General features: G+C 73.0%; 12 protein-coding genes. 3 read left to right on the plus strand and 9 right to left on the minus strand.

Going from position 1 to position 16,672, the window contains the following annotated elements; translation table 11 throughout:
- Window positions 1-121: 121 nt before the first annotated feature.
- The 3 genes from ACGFI1_RS20720 to ACGFI1_RS20730 all read right to left on the minus strand — a co-directional run bounded on the left by ACGFI1_RS20720 (window position 122) and on the right by ACGFI1_RS20730 (window position 4,285).
- Window positions 122-1,180, minus strand: coding sequence for a BMP family lipoprotein (locus tag ACGFI1_RS20720; RefSeq protein ID WP_386876102.1), 1,059 nt, complete (start codon window positions 1,178-1,180; stop codon window positions 122-124).
- Between the two features lie 263 nt (window positions 1,181-1,443).
- A complete protein-coding gene (locus ACGFI1_RS20725; RefSeq protein ID WP_356948743.1) occupies window positions 1,444-2,691 on the minus strand; it encodes an amidohydrolase in 1,248 nt (415 codons plus the stop codon).
- Between the two features lie 427 nt (window positions 2,692-3,118).
- Window positions 3,119-4,285 (minus strand): glutamate--cysteine ligase, encoded by a 1,167-nt coding sequence (locus ACGFI1_RS20730; RefSeq protein WP_138641810.1) that lies wholly within the window; start codon window positions 4,283-4,285, stop codon window positions 3,119-3,121.
- Between the two features lie 484 nt (window positions 4,286-4,769).
- Between ACGFI1_RS20730 and ACGFI1_RS20735 the strand changes: the two genes are divergently transcribed.
- On the plus strand, window positions 4,770-6,062 hold the full coding sequence (locus tag ACGFI1_RS20735; protein WP_392787142.1) for a D-alanyl-D-alanine carboxypeptidase family protein: 1,293 nt from the start codon (window positions 4,770-4,772) through the stop codon (window positions 6,060-6,062).
- Between the two features lies 1 nt (window position 6,063).
- On the opposite strand, the gene ACGFI1_RS20740 is transcribed toward ACGFI1_RS20735, so the two are convergent.
- From ACGFI1_RS20740 to ACGFI1_RS20755, 4 genes are all read right to left on the minus strand, one after another.
- On the minus strand, window positions 6,064-7,209 hold the full coding sequence (locus tag ACGFI1_RS20740) for a YhjD/YihY/BrkB family envelope integrity protein (protein ID WP_392787145.1): 1,146 nt from the start codon (window positions 7,207-7,209) through the stop codon (window positions 6,064-6,066).
- A 93-nt stretch (window positions 7,210-7,302) separates the two neighbouring features.
- Window positions 7,303-7,956: a 2'-5' RNA ligase family protein gene (locus tag ACGFI1_RS20745; protein ID WP_386876096.1), complete on the minus strand. Its 654-nt coding sequence runs from the start codon at window positions 7,954-7,956 to the stop codon at window positions 7,303-7,305.
- The gene (gene trpS, locus ACGFI1_RS20750; protein ID WP_138640847.1) at window positions 7,946-9,019 is read right to left on the minus strand and encodes a tryptophan--tRNA ligase; all 1,074 of its coding nucleotides are present in this window, start codon (window positions 9,017-9,019) and stop codon (window positions 7,946-7,948) included. Before trpS ends, ACGFI1_RS20745 begins: the two co-directional genes overlap by 11 nt.
- Before the next feature lie 18 nt (window positions 9,020-9,037).
- Window positions 9,038-10,048 (minus strand): hemolysin family protein, encoded by a 1,011-nt coding sequence (locus tag ACGFI1_RS20755; protein WP_138640845.1) that lies wholly within the window; start codon window positions 10,046-10,048, stop codon window positions 9,038-9,040.
- Window positions 10,049-10,126: 78 nt separating this feature from the next.
- Between ACGFI1_RS20755 and galE the strand changes: the two genes are divergently transcribed.
- Window positions 10,127-11,080 (plus strand): UDP-glucose 4-epimerase GalE, encoded by a 954-nt coding sequence (gene galE / locus ACGFI1_RS20760; protein WP_387077278.1) that lies wholly within the window; start codon window positions 10,127-10,129, stop codon window positions 11,078-11,080.
- On the plus strand, window positions 11,077-12,225 hold the full coding sequence (galK, locus tag ACGFI1_RS20765) for a galactokinase (RefSeq protein WP_392787536.1): 1,149 nt from the start codon (window positions 11,077-11,079) through the stop codon (window positions 12,223-12,225). The genes galE and galK overlap by 4 nt, the downstream gene beginning before the upstream one ends.
- Here the strand turns inward: galK and ACGFI1_RS20770 are convergent.
- Window positions 12,218-14,869, minus strand: coding sequence for a hypothetical protein (locus ACGFI1_RS20770; protein WP_392787148.1), 2,652 nt, complete (start codon window positions 14,867-14,869; stop codon window positions 12,218-12,220). The genes galK and ACGFI1_RS20770 overlap by 8 nt on opposite strands.
- Window positions 14,866-16,629: an HSP90 family protein gene (locus ACGFI1_RS20775; protein ID WP_392787150.1), complete on the minus strand. Its 1,764-nt coding sequence runs from the start codon at window positions 16,627-16,629 to the stop codon at window positions 14,866-14,868. The genes ACGFI1_RS20770 and ACGFI1_RS20775 overlap by 4 nt, the downstream gene beginning before the upstream one ends.
- Between the last annotated feature and the right edge of the window lie 43 nt (window positions 16,630-16,672).

Raw genomic sequence — 16,672 nt, forward strand, 5'->3', positions numbered from 1 at the left:
ACACGCCGCCGCACCGGGGGCCGCCCGCCTGGACGGCTCCCGGTGCGCGGTCGCTGCCGGGTGGTGCGGCCTCACGCCGCCACCGCGCGGGGGAACGTCCCCGCACTCCCCGATCGCCGGCTCACGCCTTGGTCGGGACCTTGATCTCGCCGCTGACGATCTTGGCCTTGAGCTCGTCCAGCTTGGCCTTGATGTCGTCGACGTTGCCGCCGGACGAGGAGTAGCCGACCCCGTCGTTCTTCAGGTCGTACGTCGTCGTGCCGGCCTTGAAGGTGCCCTTGGCGACGCTCTCGACGAAGTCGAACACCGAGAGGTCGACGTGCTTCACCATCGAGGTGAGGATGTGCTGCTTCACCCCGGCGACCGCGGGCTGGTTGTACTGGTCGGAGTCGACGCCGATGGCCCACTTGCCGGCCGCGCCGACCGTCTTGATGACGCCGATACCGGCGCCGCCCGCGGCGTGGTAGATGACGTCCGCGCCCTGGTCGAGCTGGCCCTTGGCGGCCTCGTTGCCGAGGCTGGTGTCCTTGAAGCCGTTGAAGTTCGGCGGCTGCGTCAGGTACTTCGCCGGCAGGATCTTGATGCCCGGCTTGGCGGCCTTCGCGCCGGCCTCGTACCCGGCCTGGAACTTGTGGATCAGCGGCACGTTGACGCCGCCGATGAAGCCGATCGTGCCGGACTTGGACTTCAGCGCGGCGGCCGCGCCGACCAGGAAGGAGCCCTGCTCCTCGGCGAAGCAGGCGCCGCTGACGTTGGCGCCCTCGACCTTGCACTGGTCGGCGTCGACGACGAGGAACTTGGTGTTCGGGAAGTCCTTGGCGACCTTGACGATCGAGGTGGTGTAGGCGAACCCGACACCGATGATCGGGTTGTAGCCCTTGTTGGCCAGCAGCCGCAGGCGGGACTCCTTGTCGGAGTCCGGCTCGTCCGGCTTGGCCGAGATCTCCTCGGTCTGGACGTCCAGGTCCTGCTTGGCCTTGTCGAGGCCCGCGGCGGCCGAGTCGTTGAAGGACTGGTCGCCGCGGCCGCCGATGTCGAAGGCCAGACCGATCTTGAGGGTCTTCTTGCCGCCCTCGTCACCGCCACCGGTGTCCGCCTTCTTGCCGCCGCACGCGGAAGCGCTGAGCAGCAGCGCCGCACCCGTCACGGTGACGAGCGAAGTCTTCAGTCCACGGCGCAAGGTAGCGCTCCTTCCGTTCCCCACCCACGGTCCGGTGACCGATGCGGTCACCGAAATCGATGGGACGCTACCTCGCGAATGAGGGCAAACTTCCCGCCTGCACCGATTCGCAACAGGTCCGTTACCAATGCGTACGCATATCGCCACAGGTCAGCGGCGCGGTCACGGTCCTGAGCGGGCGCGGGCCGACGTGGAGGACGCGCCGCGGCACAGGTCACCGAAAAGGGGAACGGGCGGTCACGCACGGTGACCGCCGCGGCGGATCAGGCCAGCGCGGCACCTTCGATCGGCTCGCTGTCGCCGGGCCGGCCGCCCTCCCACAGCGCGGTCAGCGCGGTCGCGCTCAGCACCCGCAGGCCGACCGCGATGCACCGCTCGTCGACGTCGAAGTCGCCGCGGTGCAGGTCGTACTCGCCGGGCGAGCCGGGGGTGCGGACGCCGAGCCGGGCCAGCGCGCCGGGGATCGACTCCAGGTACCAGCCGAAGTCCTCGCCGCCGAGGCTCTGCGGGGTCGGCACGACGCCGTCCTCGTCCATCACCTGCGCGGCGGCGTCGCGGAACATCTGCACGCTGGCCGCCTCGTTCACGGTCGGCGGGACGCCCCGGACGTACTCCAGCGACGCCTCCACGTCGTAGGCGGCGGCGACCGACTGCAGCAGCGCCTTCATCATCTCCGGCGCGCGGTGCCACGCCTCGTCGTCCAGGCAGCGGACGGTGCCCTCGGCGATGCCGTCGTCGGGGATCGCGTTGGCGACGGACCCGGCCGACACCCGCCCCCACACCAGCGACAGGCTGGAGCGCGGGTCGACGCGCCGCGACAGCGCGGACGGCAGCTCGGTGACGATCTTGGCGAGCGCGTACACCAGGTCGGCGGTCAGGTGCGGCCGGGCGGTGTGCCCGCCGGGCCCGGTGACCTTGACGTACACCTTGTCGCAGGCCGCGGTGATCGGGCCGGTGCGCAGCCCCAGCTGGCCGACCTCGATGCGCGGGTCGCAGTGCAGCGCGAACGCGCGGTCGACGCCCGCGATGCCGCCGGCGGCCATCACGTCCAGCGCCCCGCCGGGGGTCTCCTCGGCGGGCTGGAACAGCAGCCGGACCCGGCCCGGCAGCAGCCCGGCCTCGGCCTGCTGCGCGAGGAACAGGCCCGCGCCCAGCACCATCACGGTGTGCACGTCGTGGCCGCACGCGTGCGCGACGCCGGGGACGGTCGACCGGTACGGGACGCCCTCCTTCTCGTCGTGCAGCGGGAGCGCGTCGATGTCGGCCCGCAGCGCGACCGTGGTGCCGTCGGCGGGGCCGATGTCGCAGAACAGCCCGGTGCCCTTCGGCAGGATCACCGGGTCGAGGCCGGCGGCGCGCAGCCGCTCGGCGATCTTCGCGGTCGTGCGGTGCTCGGCGTAGCCCAGCTCGGGGTGCGCGTGCAGGTCGCGGCGGAAGGCGATCAGCTCGGCCTCGTGCGCGGCGAGGAAGGCGTCGAGCTCCGGCTGCAGGACGGCGCCGCCGAGCGGCACCGGCGCCGCGCGGCCCGCGTCGGCGGGCACGGCGGGCACGGGGGCGGGCACGGCGGCGTCGGGCAGGGCGGTCGCGTCGGCGGGCGCGGCGGCCGCGGGCGCCGCGTCGCCGGGTGCCGCGGGCCCGGTCAGGCGGCCGGCGGCGCCGGCCTCCCGGTCCACGTGGTCCGCGGCGGTGGGTGGTTCAAGGCCGGGCATCACCCCGGGTCCCGGATATGTCATCTGCGCCCCCTGCGCGACGGCGGAGCCGAACGGCGCCCGCCCGGTGGTGCTCCCGTTCTCGGGAACGTTCTCTGCTACCTGTTCGCTCTTCGGCCTCTTCGCGTTCACCGGACCGGACGGGTTCGCGGGCCCGGCCTGGTCGGCGCGGCCGGAGGGATTCGCCGGCCCGACCCGCTCGGCGGGGCGGGCCGTCCGCTGCGGCCTGTCAGGCTCCGGCATGTACGACCTCCCCCAGTGTGACGAACCGGTCCTCCGCGAGCTCGGTGATCGCCGCGTCGACGATGTTCTCCAGCGTGCCGCCCGCGGCGCGGATCGCGCGCTGCCGCTCGTACGGGGCCCCGTGCTCCAGTACCTCGCCCGCGACCTTGAGCTCCTCGGCGCAGCCGAGCCGGTCGGCGACGGGCTCCAGCTCGCGGATCAGCTCGTAGAGTTCGTCGCGCAGCGGGGCGGTGCTGCCGCGGTCGTCGGTGATCACGATCGCGTCCAGCCCGTATCGCGTCGCGCGCCACTTGTTGTCGCGCACCACCCAGGCGGCCGGGCGCGGCAGCGTGTAGCCCCGGTCGAGCTGCTGATCGAACAGCGTGACCAGGCTCTGGCACAGTGCGGCCGCCATCCCCACCTCGCGCATGGTGGGGATGCCGTCGAACATCCTGATCTCGATGGTGCCGAAGTCGGGATGCGGGCGGATGTCCCACCAGACCTCTTTGATGCTCCTTATGGTTCCCGAACGCATCAGCGTGGCCATGTAATCCTCGAAGGCCGCCCAGTCGTCTAGCAGGTGGGGCGGTCCGGCGGTCGGCATCTGGCCGAACACGACCGCCCGGCAGGACGCGAGGCCGGTGTCGCCGGCGCTCCAGAACGGGCTGGACGCCGTCAGGGCCAGGAAGTGCGGAAGGTAGGACGAGAGCGCGTTGATGATCGGGATGGCCTTGGCGCCGTCGGAGATGCCGACGTGGACGTGAACGCCGAAGGTCTGGATGCGGCGGGCCAGCCACTGCATCTCCTCGACCAGCTGGGCGTAGCGGCCCATGGGCGCCATCACGGCGTCCCGCCAGTCGCTGATCGGGTGGGTGCCGGTGCAGGCCAGCGCGATGCCGCGCTCGGCGGCGGCGCCCCGCAGCGCGGTGAGGGTGCCGGAGAGGTCGGCCTTGGCCTCGCCCACGGTGTCGCAGATGCCGGTCACGACCTCGACCATCGACTCCATCAGCTCGTGGCGGATCCGGGGGTTGTCGCCGTCGAGGCTGAGCGCGGGCAGGGCGGCGAGCACCTCGCGTGCGTCCTGCCGCAGGTGCCTGGTCTCCGCATCGACCAGCTGGATCTCCCACTCGACGCCGAGCGTCGCGCCGTTCGATGCGTTGAAGTCAATGGCCACGGCCAACCTCCGTCCACAATCCTTGCAGGTCGTTGCGTGGCACGTGGCGCAATTCAGCCAGCGGGTCCCTAAGCCTGGACAAACGCCGGTCCAGGTCACGTGTTCGCTCCATGATGGCGCTCGTGCCCGCCACCCTGCCGGATGTCCATGCCCTTTGCGGATCAATTGACTCATGCGGGCGGGGGGCGGACCTTCAGGGGTCCTACTTTCCGGTCATTGATCTTGTCCGGGACACCACTAGATCGAACTAGTCAGTCCGTCCCAAACTACCTTTCATGACGGACGGTAACCGGTACGGGGCGTCCCTTACGTACCGTCATATCACGTTTGCGTCATCCGTCGCTTCCGTACCGTGCTTGCCGCGTTCGCGGTCGGGTACCCCTTCGCCGGATACGTCGCCTACTCTTCGGGGGAAGTCATGGGCGTTGGCCGCCTGCGCGCCGGGAGCGACCGCGCTCCCACGGGACGAAGGAGCGTCGGGAGCTTGCGAGCTGAGCGACGAAGGCCGGCCGGCGTCGGCCGCCGCGCCCTGACGGTGACAGTGGTTCCGCTCGCGGCGGCCTCCGTCGCCGCCGGCCCCGTCCTGGTCGCGGCTCCGGCCACGGCCGCCCCCGCTCGGCCGGGCGTTCCGGTCGCACCGCCGGTCACCGCCGCGCCCGCCACCCCCGTGCCCGCGGCCGAGACCGTCGGCGGGCCGAAACTGGCCGGCCGCGGCGTCATCGTCAACGCCGCCCCCGGCGTGCCCGCGCCGCCCAAGATCAAGGCCTCCTCGTACCTGATCGCGGACGCCGACACCGGCGAGGTCCTCGCCGCCAAGGACCCGCACGGCCGCTACCTCCCGGCGAGCACGATCAAGACGCTGACCGCGCTGGCGCTGATCCCCAAGCTGGACGCGAACCGGCTCGTCCGCCCCTCGCAGAAGGCGTGCGACGTCGAGGGCACCAAGGTCGGGCTGACGCCCAAGATGCAGTACAAGGTCTCCGACCTGTTCCACGCGATGCTGATGATGTCCGCCAACGACGCGGCGTACACGCTCGCCGAGGCGGACGGCGGGGTGCAGAATACCCTCGCCCACATGAACGCCGAGGCCAAGCGGATCAACGCCCACGACACCCTCGCCGGGTCGCCGAACGGGCTCGACCGGGACCTCGGGCTGGACGTCCGCACCCAGCACACCTCGGCCTACGACCTGGCGCTGATCCTGCGGGAGGGCATGAAGAACCCCGCCTACCGCGCGTACATGCAGGCCATCGACTTCAACTTCCCGGCGCCGCCGACGAAGAAGGAGCGCAAGAAGGGCAAGAAGGTCGGCGGTTACCCGATCCACACCCACAACCACATGCTCGCGGGCGAGCGCCAGGCGTACCAGGGCATGATCGGCGGCAAGAACGGCTACACGATCGCCGCCCGGCAGACGTTCGTCGCGGAGGCGCGGCGCGGCGGGCACACGATCCTGATCTCGCTGATGCGGGCCGACCAGCCGCCGTCCCCGTACGCGGCCAAGCTGCTGGACTGGGGCTTCGCGGCGCGCGGCAAGGTCGAGCCGGTGGGCGCGCTCGTCCCGCCCGGCAAGATCGACCAGGCCCGCAAGGACGCCGGCCCGGGCGGCGTGCTGCCGGACGGCCCGCTCGCCTCGGACGACTCGTCCCGCCGGTGGCTGCTGTTCGGCGGCGGCACGGCCGGCGCCCTGCTCGCGATCGCGGTGCTGTTCGTGGTGCTGCGCCGCCGGCGACGCCTGGAGGCGGCCCGCGCGGCGTCCCGCGACACCGGCCGGTAGGTCAGCGGCTCAGGTGCGCGGACGTCGCACCCGGCTCCCGCTCCTCGCGCTCCCTGCCCTGCTCCGATTTCGGGCCCTGCTCCGATTTCGGGCCCTGCTCCGGTTTCGGGCCCTGCTCGCGTTCCGGGCGGGCGGCGTCGCCGCCGGCCTCGGTCTCGCCGCCCGAGTCCTCTTCGGCGCGCTCCCGGAGGGCCTCGACCTCCGCCTCGTCGGCGCGGTTCTCCGGGTTCTCGGCGTCGGCGGTGAGGACGACGCGGCGGGTCGCCGTCCACGCGGCGGTGAACAGCGCGAACCGGGACACGATGTTGATCCACACCATCAGCCCGACCAGCACGGCGAACGTGCCGTAGACGGGGTTCTGCGTCGTCCGCCCGATGAGGATCGTCGCGATCTGCTTGAGGGCCTCGAAGCCGACCGCGCCGAACAGGGCGCCCCGGATGATCCGCCGCCACGGCGCCCGGGTGCCCGACAGCCGGCTGAACAGCACCAGGAACACCACGGTGTCGAACAGGATCGCGCAGGCCACCGACAGCAGCCGCAGCGCCGTCCCGGCCCCGGTGACGTCGTCCAGCGCCAGCCAGTGCAGGACGGTGCCGGTGGCCGACGTCGTGACCGTCGTGACCGCCATGCCGCAGACGAGGATCACGCCGAGGAACACCAGCACGGCGGCGTCCCACAGCTTCTTGAGGAAGAAGTTGCCGCCGCCGCCCGGTTCGTTGCCCCAGATGTCGCGCAGCGACTCGCGCAGCACCTGCACCCAGCCGAGCCCGGTGAACAGCAGCGCGACCAGGCCGACGATCCCGACGGCGGTCTTGGACTGGGCGATCTGCTCGACCTGGAGCCGGCCCCCGAGGCCGGGCAGCTGCGAGTCGATCGCCCGGACGAAGTAGTCGCGGACCTGCTCGCTGACCCCGACGACGTAGCCGAGCAGCGAGTACGCGAGCGCCAGCAGCGGGAAGAACGACAGGAACGCGTAGCAGGTGAGGGCGGCGGCGAGCCGGTCGCCGCGCCGCTCCTGGTAGCGCTCGAACGCGCGGGCCTGGTGGTCGAACCACCGCGAGCGGTCGCGCGCGCCGCGCAGCAGGTCCTTTCCCTTACCGAACAGGGACTCGATCCGGCCCTGCACGCTATTGATCACCTGCCGCATGTACGCACCGTACCCACTCCGGGCCGCCCGATACCGCGTACGGTAATCGCCCGTTAAACGCAGCGTTTAGGGCCGGGCGGGGGGCGCCCCGCCTCAGAGGCGGCGGCCGGGGGCGGGGACGGCGCCGTCGCCGAACACGAAGTCGCAGTGGCGGCGCCACACGCCGTCCAGCCCGTGCTCGTAGAGGGAGAACCCCCACACCTCGAAGTCGGCGCCGTAGGCGGCGAGTTCCTTGAACGCGCGGTCCATGACGTCGTCGGGCAGGTGGTGGGCGATCGTCACGTGCGGGTGGTACGGGAACGGCAGCGGACGCGCCAGCGGACCCGACAGAACCTTCGCCTGGACGCGCTCGCAGCCGCCGATTCCCTCGGCCAGCGCCACGAACACCACCGGGGACACCGGCCGGAACGTTCCGCTGCCGCGCAACCTGATCGGGAAGGGCCGCTCGGTGCGGGCGACGGCCAGCAGGTGCCGCTGGATGCCGTCCATCGCCGCCTCGTCCACCTCGGTCGGCGGGAGCAGCGTGATGTGCGTCGGGATCGCGTGCGCGAGCGGGTCGCCGAACGAGGCGCGCCGCGACTGCAGGTAGGAGCCGTGCGGGTCGGGGATCGGGATCGCGACGCCGATCGCCCGGCGGCCCGGCGCCCGCCGGGCGGTGATGCCGCCGGTCATCGTGGTCTCGGCCGCGGAGAGGCCCTCCCCCGGGCCCTCCGCGGCGTCGTCGAGTGCGGCGCGGTCAGCGACCACGTCCCACGAATCCCACCCGTTCGCGCACGGTCTCCATCGTCCGCACGGCGACCTCGGAGGCGCGCTCGGCGCCGCGGGCGAGGAGCCGGTCGAGATGGTCCTCGTCGTCCAGCAGCTTGAGGGTGCGCTCCCGGATCGGCGTGAACGTGTCGAGGACGACCTGCGCGAGGTCCTTCTTGAACTGCCCGTACCCGGAGCCGGCGTAGCGGGCCTCCAGGTCGGGGATGGACGTGCCCTCCAGCGCGGAGTAGATCCGCAGCAGGTTGGTGACGCCGGCCTTCTTCTCCTCGTCGTAGACGACCTCGGAGCCGGTGTCGGTGACCGCGCGCATGATCTTCTTGCGCATGGGCCCCGGCTCCTCCAGCACGTCGAGAATGCCCTGCGGGGACGACGCCGACTTGCTCATCTTCGCGCCCGGCTCCTGCAGGTCGGTGATCTTGGCGGCGCCCTCGGGAATGTGGGCGTCCGGCAGGACGAACGTCTCCCCGAACCGGTGGTTGAAACGCTGCGCGAGGGTGCGGGTCAGTTCCAGGTGCTGCCGCTGGTCCTCCCCGACGGGGACGCGCAGCGGGCGCCCGGCCGCCGGGTCGGGCGTGTAGAGCAGGATGTCGGCGGCCTGCAGGATCGGGTACGTGAACAGGCCGACGCTCGTCCCGCTGGTGCCCTGCTTGGACGACTTGTCCTTGAACTGGGTCATGCGGCCCGCCTCGCCGAACCCGGTGAGGCAGCTGAGCACCCACGCCAGCTCGGCGTGCTCGGGGACGTGGCTCTGCACGAACACCGCGGAGCGGTCCGGGTCGATGCCCATGGCGAACAGCTGCGCGGCGGCGACCTTCGTGCGGCGGCGCAGCAGCTCGGGGTCGTGCTCGACGGTGATCGCGTGCAGGTCGACCACGCAGTAGAACGCCTCGTGCGTGTCCTGCATGGCGACCCACTGCCGGAGCGCGCCCAGGTAGTTGCCGAGGTGGAACGAGTCGGCGGTGGGCTGGATGCCGGACAGCACCCGCGGCGGGGCCGCGGTGGTTCCGGCGTCGGACGCTTCGGGAGTGGGCGCTTCGGGCATCTGCACGGACCGATTCTCTCAGGTGTCATCGGGAGCGCCGCCGCCGGTCGCCGGCCCGCGGGAGGGGCCGCCGGCGGCGTCGCCGGGCACCGCCCGCGGGGTCGCGGACGGCGTGCCGGGCGGCGCGGGCACGGCCTGCGGCGCCGCGCGCGGCATGACGCGCACGCGGGCCACCCGCCGGCCGTCCATCCGGGCCACCGCGAGGCGGCGGCCCGCGGCCTCCACCGAGTCGCCCTCGGCGGGCACCCGGCGCAGCACCGCCATGATGTGCCCGGCGACCGTCTCGTACGGCCCGTCCGGCAGCCGGATGCCGGTCTCGGCGGCGAAGTCGTCCAGGTTGAGCAGGCCGTCCACCTCGACCACTCCGCCGTGCAGGCGCCGTGCCTGCGCGTCCTGCACATCATATTCGTCGCGGATGTCGCCGATGAGTTCCTCGAGGAGGTCCTCCATGGTGACGATTCCGGCCACCCCGCCGTACTCGTCGGTGACGATCGCCAGGTGGCAGCCCTCCCGGCGCATCTCCGACAGCGCGGGCAGTACCCGCTTCGACGGCGGCAGGAACTTCACCGGACGCACGAGATCGCCCACCGGGACGTCCCCGGCGGGCGCGTCGGGGCCGTCCGTGACGAGCAGGTCGCGGATGTGGACGAACCCGATCACCTCGTCGTGGGAGTCGCGGCAGACGGGGAAGCGGGAGTGCGGGCTGCGCGCGGCGAGCCGCGCGGCGGCGGTGAGGGTGAGCTCCGCGTCCAGGAACACGACCTCGGTGCGGGGTACGAGGACCTCGCGCAGCGGCCGCTCACCCGCCGCGAACACCTCCCCGATGAGGGTGCGCTCGTCGGCGGTGAGCTGGGTGTTCCCTGCCACGAGGGCCCGCATCCGCTCCGCGGTGATCTCCTCGCGCAGCGCGCGCGGGTCGCCGCCCGACAGCCGCACGACGAGATCGGCGGAGCGCGACAGCAGCCACACCAGCGGGCGCGCGGGCCCCGCGGGCGGCCGCGGGGGCGTCCCGGGCGGCGTCCGGTCCATGCGTTCAGCCTTCCCCGTTCGGGGTTGCGGATAGCCTGGTCTGGCCCCGCCGCCCGAGACTTTTCTGGAGGTTCGTCAGTGAAGCTGCTCGTCACCGGAGGCGCCGGCTATATCGGCAGCGTCGTCTCCGCACTGCTCCTGGAGGCGGGGCACGAGGTCGTCGTCCTGGACGACCTGTCCACCGGGCACGAGGACGCGGTGCCCGAGGGCGCCCGGCTGGTGCGCGGCACGCTGCGCGACATGGCCGGCGACGTCCTCGCGGGCGCCGGGTTCGAGGCGGTGCTGCACTTCGCCGCCAGGTCGCTGGTCGGCGAGTCGGTGCAGAAGCCCGGCCTGTACTGGGACAAGAACCTCGGCGAGTCGCTGGCGCTGCTGGACGCGATGCGCGTCGCCGGCGTGCCCCGGATCGTGTTCTCCTCGACCGCCGCGACGTACGGTGAGCCGGAGTCGACGCCGATCCTGGAGACCGACCCGACCCGTCCGACCAACCCCTACGGCGCGTCCAAGCTGGCGATCGACACGGTCCTCACCGAGTACGCGCGGCTGCACGGCATCGGCGGGGTGTCGCTGCGGTACTTCAACGTGGCGGGCGCCTACGGGCGGCACGGCGAGCGGCACACCGTCGAGACCCACCTGATCCCCAACGTGCTGAAGATCGCGCAGGGCGACGGGGACGCGGTGAAGATGTTCGGCGACGACTACCCGACGGCCGACGGCACCTGCGTCCGCGACTACATCCACGTGATCGACCTGGGCCGCGCGCACCTGCTGGCGCTGGACGCCTGCGAGCCGGGCGCCCACCAGATCTTCAACCTGGGCAGCGGCACCGGCTACTCCGTCCGGGAGGTCGTGGAGGTGTGCCGCGAGGTCACCGGCCGCGAGATCCCGGCCGAGGTCGGGCCGCGCCGCGCCGGCGACCCGGCGGTGCTGATCGCCTCGTCCGACAAGATCCAGGCCCAACTCGGCTGGAAGCCGGAGCGCGACCTGCGGACGATGGTCGACGACGCGTGGACCTTCCTGCGGTCCCGATGACCGAGGGCCTGGCGGCGGCGTTCGGCGAGGCGTTCGGGCGCGCGCCGGACGGCGTGTGGCGCGCCCCGGGCAGGGTCAACCTGATCGGCGAGCACACCGACTACAACGACGGTTTCGTGCTGCCGTTCGCGCTGTCGCGCGGCGTGACGGTGGCGGCGGCGCGCCGCGACGACGGCGTGGTCGAGGTGCGGTCGCGGCAGGCGTCCACCGCCGTCACCGCGCCGGTGGACGGCCCGCCGGTCGTCTCCGAGGGCTGGCCCGCCGAGCACGCGTGGGCCGCGTACCCGGTCGGCGTGGCGCGGGTGCTGCGCGAGCACGGCACGGGCGGCGCGTCCATGCTGATCGACTCCGACCTCCCGCAGGGCGCGGGGCTGTCGTCGTCGGCCGCGCTGGAGTGCGCGACGGCGCTGGCGCTGTGCGACCTGCACGGCGTCGAGATCGACCGCCCGGCGCTGGCGCGGCTCGCGCAGCGCGCCGAGAACGAGCAGGTCGGCATGCCCTGCGGGCTGATGGACCAGTCCGCGTCGCTGCTGTGCAAGGCCGGGCACGCGCTGATGCTCGACTGCCGCAGCGGCCTGTCGTCGCAGGTCCCGTTCGACCCGGCGGCCGCCGGGCTGACGCTGCTGGTCGTCGACACGCGCGCCTCGCACGCCCTGACCGGCGGCGAGTACGGGCGGCGCCGCGCCGAATGCGAGGAGGCCGCGTCGCTGCTCGGCGTGGACGCGCTGCGCGACGTCAAGGACCTGGCCGCCGCGCTGGGCTCGCTGAAGGACCCGGTGCTGCGGCGCCGCGTCCAGCACGTCGTCACCGAGAACCACCGCGTCGAGGCCACCGTCGGCCTGCTGCGGGCCGGTGCCCTGCCGGAGTTCGGCGCGATGCTGAACGCCTCCCACCTGTCGCTGCGCGACCAGTTCGAGGTGTCGTGGCCGGAGGCGGACGCCACCGTGGACGCGGCGCTGCGGGCGGGCGCCCGCGGCGGCCGCATGGTCGGCGGCGGCTTCGGCGGCTCCGTCATCGTGCTGGCCCCCGCCGCCCGCGCGGAGCGGGTCGGCGAGGCCGTCACGGCGGCCTACGAGAAGCGCGGCTGGACACCGCCGCGCTTCCTGGAGGCCATCCCCTCGGACGGGGCGCGACGGGTCAGCTGAGCGCGGCCTTGATGTCCTCCAGGAGCCGGGCGGCGTCCTGGGCGGGCTCGGTCTGGTCGATGGCGGTGAAGCCGTCCACGGCGGCGGTCGCGTGGCCGGCCGCCTCGTCCAGGCGTCCCAGCCGGGCCAGGACGCGGGCCTGCTCGAAGGAGGTCAGGGCGGTCTCCCAGACGCGGACGGGCTCGTTGTCCGGGGGCAGGTCCGCGAGGGCGGCGCGGGCCGTCTCCATGGCGGCCGCCGCCTGCTCCCCCTCGCCGCTCCACATCAGGCACATCGCGGCGCGGCGGCGGGCGCGGACCACCCCGTAGGGGTCCCCGGCCTTCTCGTACGCCTCGGCGGCCTGCGCGTACCGTTCGGCGGCCTGCGCGTCGATGTCGAGGTTCGTCAGGACGTCGGCGGCCTCGTTCAGGAAGTGCGCGACGGCGTCATGCTGCCCCTCCCGCGCGGCCTCCTCGGCGAGACCCGTGAACAGGGCGGCGGCGTCCTCCTCGCCGAGCTGCTTCTGCGCGTGCGCGAGGATCAGCCGGCAGCGGCGCCCGTTGTCGTCGTCGAGGTTCGGCAGCGCCTCCTCGGCGGCCTCGGCGGCCTCCAGGGCCCGGTCCGTGGACAGGTAGGCGGCGGCCAGATCGACCCGCAACTGGACGGCCTGCGGGTGCAGCCCCTCGGCCGTCCAGCCCGCGATGGCCTCCACCAGGTCGGCGACGGCATCGGCGGCACGGTCGGCGTTCAGGTGCGCGAGGCCCCGCTCGGTGTACGCGGCGGCGCGCATCGGCGACGGCTCGCGCAGCACGCCGATCACCTCGTCGAGCAGGGCGAACGCCTCGTCGCCGGGGCCGTCCTCCCGCCGGGCGAGGGTCCGCGCGAGCAGCAGCGCGGGCGAGGCGATGTGCTCGGGATCGCTGGACTCGCGCGCCGCCTCCAGGGAGCGGCGCAACGCCGTGACCGCCTCGTCGACCCGGTCGGTGAGCAGCAGCGCCTGCCCGCGCAGGAACCACAGCTCGCCCACATGCTCGCCGTCCGCCGCCACCTGGTCGAGCACGCCGAGAGCCTCGTCCGGACGGTCGCCCTTGACATGCGCGGTCGCGAGCCGCAGCAGCGCGGGCGCGGCGTCGCCGTCCTCGCCCGGATGCGCGGTGAAGTGCTCGGCGGACGCGACCACCTGCTCCATCCCGCCCTCGTCACCGAGTTCGAGCCGGATCATGCCGAGCCGGCCGAGCGTGCGGTGCCGCCGCGTCTCGTCGCCGAGCTCGCCGAACAGCCGGGCCGCCTCCGCCCAGCACTCGGCCGCGTTCTCCGCGTCCCCCTCGACGGCGTGCTCGACGCCCCGCGCGTCCAGCCGGCGCGCCTTCTGCAGCGGCGTCGGCTCGGCCGCCTCGGCGGCGGCGTCGAACCGCCGCCACGCCGCCAGCATCCCGGGCATGTCGCTCTTCTTGCGGTGCCGGTCGGCGATGTCGAGCAGCTCGTCGAGATCGGTCACGGCGGTGAGATCATCCGTCTCGGGCTCCGCCGGCCGGACGGGCGCCGGAGCCGCGGCGGGACGACGGTGGTGGGCGGCCAGCGGAACGAACTCGGCGACCGGCTCGGCGGCCAGCGTGCCGCACACCTTGTCGCCCTGGCAGGACGTGCCGTTGCGGGCGTCGAACCGGGCCGCCAGCTCCGTCGCCCGGCCCGCCAGCTCGGCGCGCAGCTCGTCCAGCGGCACATCGGCGGCGGGACGCCCGTCGGCGGCCGGCCGCCGGACCGTCGCCGCGCCGTGCCCCGCGGCGGCCAGCCGCCCGAGCAGCAGGGCCGCGGCGGCGGAGAACTCCATGGCGGCGTGCGTGCTCGGCGCCCGGTCCAGCCAGCCGAGATGCCGCTGCAGGATCTCCAGGCCGCGCGCCTCGTTGCCGGTGACCGCGCAGAACTCCAGGTGCTCGGCGATGTCGCTGAGGTCGGCGAGCCGCGCCCGGTGCACCCGGTAGGCGCGGCGGTGTGCGTCGGCGGCCTGCTCCGGACGGCCCAGCCGCAGGTAGACCGGCATCAGCGCGGTCTGGATCGACTGCGGCTGCTCGTTGCAGTTCAGCTGCGCGCTCAGCACCGGCGCGGCGACCTCGAACGCCTCCTCGTGCCGCCCCGCCTCGATCAGGTGCCGGGCCATGCCGGTGGGGTCGCAGCCCTCGCAGTCCGACAGCTCGTCACGTTCGGCGGCACGCCACTTCACGTACCACTCGTCGGCCGTCCCGTCACCGACGTGCCGGGCCACCACGTTGCGGTAGTGATACACCGCCTGGAGGCTGTGCCCACCCGCCTTGTAGCGACGCTCCATGTCGTCCAGCACGGCATAGGTGCGGTCCAGCGGGATCTCAGGGAAGAGCGTGAGCGAGCTGACGATCGCTTTGATCTGCCAGAGCAGCCCATGGGTGTCGTCGAACCGGCCCGGGTCGCGGTCGTGCTCGGCCAGCGTCCGGCTGAAGGTCGCGAACGCCTTCGCAGGCTCGCCCCCGTACCGGTAGGCGTCGGTCAGCCGAACCCTCACATGGAAGGCCAGCACGTCGTCACCGGCCGCCTCGGCACGGCGCAGCGCGTCCTCGACCAGCACGGTGCGGGCCTCCCCGTAGGGCAACTCCTGCGACCGCGCCATCAGCGCGTAGACGTCATCTGTCATTCGGGGGCCTCCGGGGAGTGGACGGCCCACTCCAGCAGGCCGATGAAGGAACGGTTCAGCACCGCCGTGTCGGCGGGCCGCAGCGGATGATGGCCGAGCAGCAGCGCCTGCCCGTACAAGGCCTGGACGGCCAGCTCGACCGGCCCGCCGTCGCCCAGCGAAGTGACCCGCCGCGCCAGCGGGTTGCGGTAGTTCAGCACCAGTTGCGGACGCTCGACGCCGGCGGACGCGTTGACGGCGCCGAGGACGTCCGCCCACAGCTCGCCGGCCTCCTCCCTCGCCCGCGTCAACTCCTCGCGGAACTGCGCGTCCCGGCTGGTCAGGTACAGCGCGGGCAGCGACGCCGGGTCGAAATCGCGGACCACCACCTCGCACCCGAGCCGCTCGACGGCCCGCTGCGCCGCCGCGAGGAACGGCCGCAGCGCCAGCTCGGCGGCCGGATCGAGCACACCGAACGTCGTGGTCAGCTCCGCCGCGTCCAGCCGGGCCAGCCGGATGTCGGGATCGAGATCGGGCAGCCGCTCGATGATCTCCGTATCGTGCACGTAACCGCCGTTGACGAGCCCGATGCCCTGCGCGCCCGCGACCGCCGACAGCCGCCGGAACTCGTCCACGCTCGCGGTGAACCGCCCGTCCGGATGCCGCCGCCGGAACTCGTGCAGCGTCATCGGCCCGGCGGAGGTCTCATAGTCCAGCCACCGGTCGACGATCCGCAGCATGTCGTCGTCGTGCAGCGCCATCGCCTTCACACCGAGCTGATGCAGCCGCAGGAACGCGCGCAGCCGCGCCGGATCGGTCTCGGACAGCTTCACCAGCCACTGCCGAAGCACGTCCCCGAGCCCAAGGCGCGTCGACTCCAGAAGCTCGTCCTCGTACAGAGCCTCACGACTGGCGGTGGGCCGCAGCTCCCCCGCGTCCACGACACACCGCGCGAAGAACGCCCACTCAGGCAGCAGCCCCTCGACGTTCTCGGCAAGCAGCATGCGCTTCAGATAAACCCGATGCGAGGCCCGCGCAGTAGGCGACACCGGCGCGGGCAAGATGAACGCGACCCCCGTCAAGCCCGCCTCAGGCACGTCCAGATCCACGACATCGAACGGCGTGAACCCGTAGAGCTCCTCGCAGTACGCCTCCAGCGCCCGCCGCCGCCCGGCCGGATCCCGGTAGGAGGCCCGCCACGGCGGCTCCCCGGTGACCTCGACACCGTCCACGACCAGGTCAACGGGCAGCAGAGACCCGTAGGTACGCGCCAGCTCGGCCACGACCTCCGGACTGAGCAGCTCCCCCGCCCCCGGCCGCGCCCGCAGCGTCACGGTCGTCCCCGGCGCGTCCCGCTGCCCGGCCTCGACCCGATAGCTCCCCTCGGACCGCCCCGTCCACCGGACCGCGTCCCCGCCCTTCGCGGACCGCGTCACGACCTCGATCTCGTCCGCGACGAGAAACGCGGACAGCAGCCCGATGCCGAACTGCCCCAGGAAGTCATGCCGCGCGAACCCGAGCTCGTCCCGCTTGGACGACCGCCCGATCGTCGCGAGCAGCGTGTGGACCTCGTCCTCCGTCAGCCCGACCCCGTCATCATGGACCTTGAGCGTCCCGCCCCCGGTCTCGATCTCGACGCGCCCGCCGTCCCCCCGCGCGGTGATCGCGTCCACCGCGTTCTGCAGCAGTTCCCGCAGGTAAACGCGTGGACTCGCGTAGAGATGGCGGCTCAGCAGATCCACCACGCCACGCAGATCGACCTGAAACGCCTGCTCCGCCACCGTCCGCCTCCCCGATCACTTTCCGAGCGATCACACCCTAGCG

It is taken from the genome of Actinomadura geliboluensis (genome assembly GCF_043197915.1).
GTDB lineage: Bacteria > Actinomycetota > Actinomycetes > Streptosporangiales > Streptosporangiaceae > Spirillospora > Spirillospora geliboluensis.

Bases quoted from the DNA above. Each gene is read 5' to 3' on its own strand.
- ACGFI1_RS20740 (WP_392787145.1), bottom strand. From the start codon at position 7,209: ATGCGGCAGGTGATCAATAGCGTGCAGGGCCGGATCGAGTCCCTGTTC.
- trpS (WP_138640847.1), bottom strand. From the start codon at position 9,019: ATGCCCGAAGCGCCCACTCCCGAAGCGTCCGACGCCGGAACCACCGCG.
- ACGFI1_RS20755 (WP_138640845.1), bottom strand. From the start codon at position 10,048: ATGGACCGGACGCCGCCCGGGACGCCCCCGCGGCCGCCCGCGGGGCCC.
- galK (WP_392787536.1), top strand. From the start codon at position 11,077: ATGACCGAGGGCCTGGCGGCGGCGTTCGGCGAGGCGTTCGGGCGCGCG.
- ACGFI1_RS20770 (WP_392787148.1), bottom strand. From the start codon at position 14,869: ATGACAGATGACGTCTACGCGCTGATGGCGCGGTCGCAGGAGTTGCCC.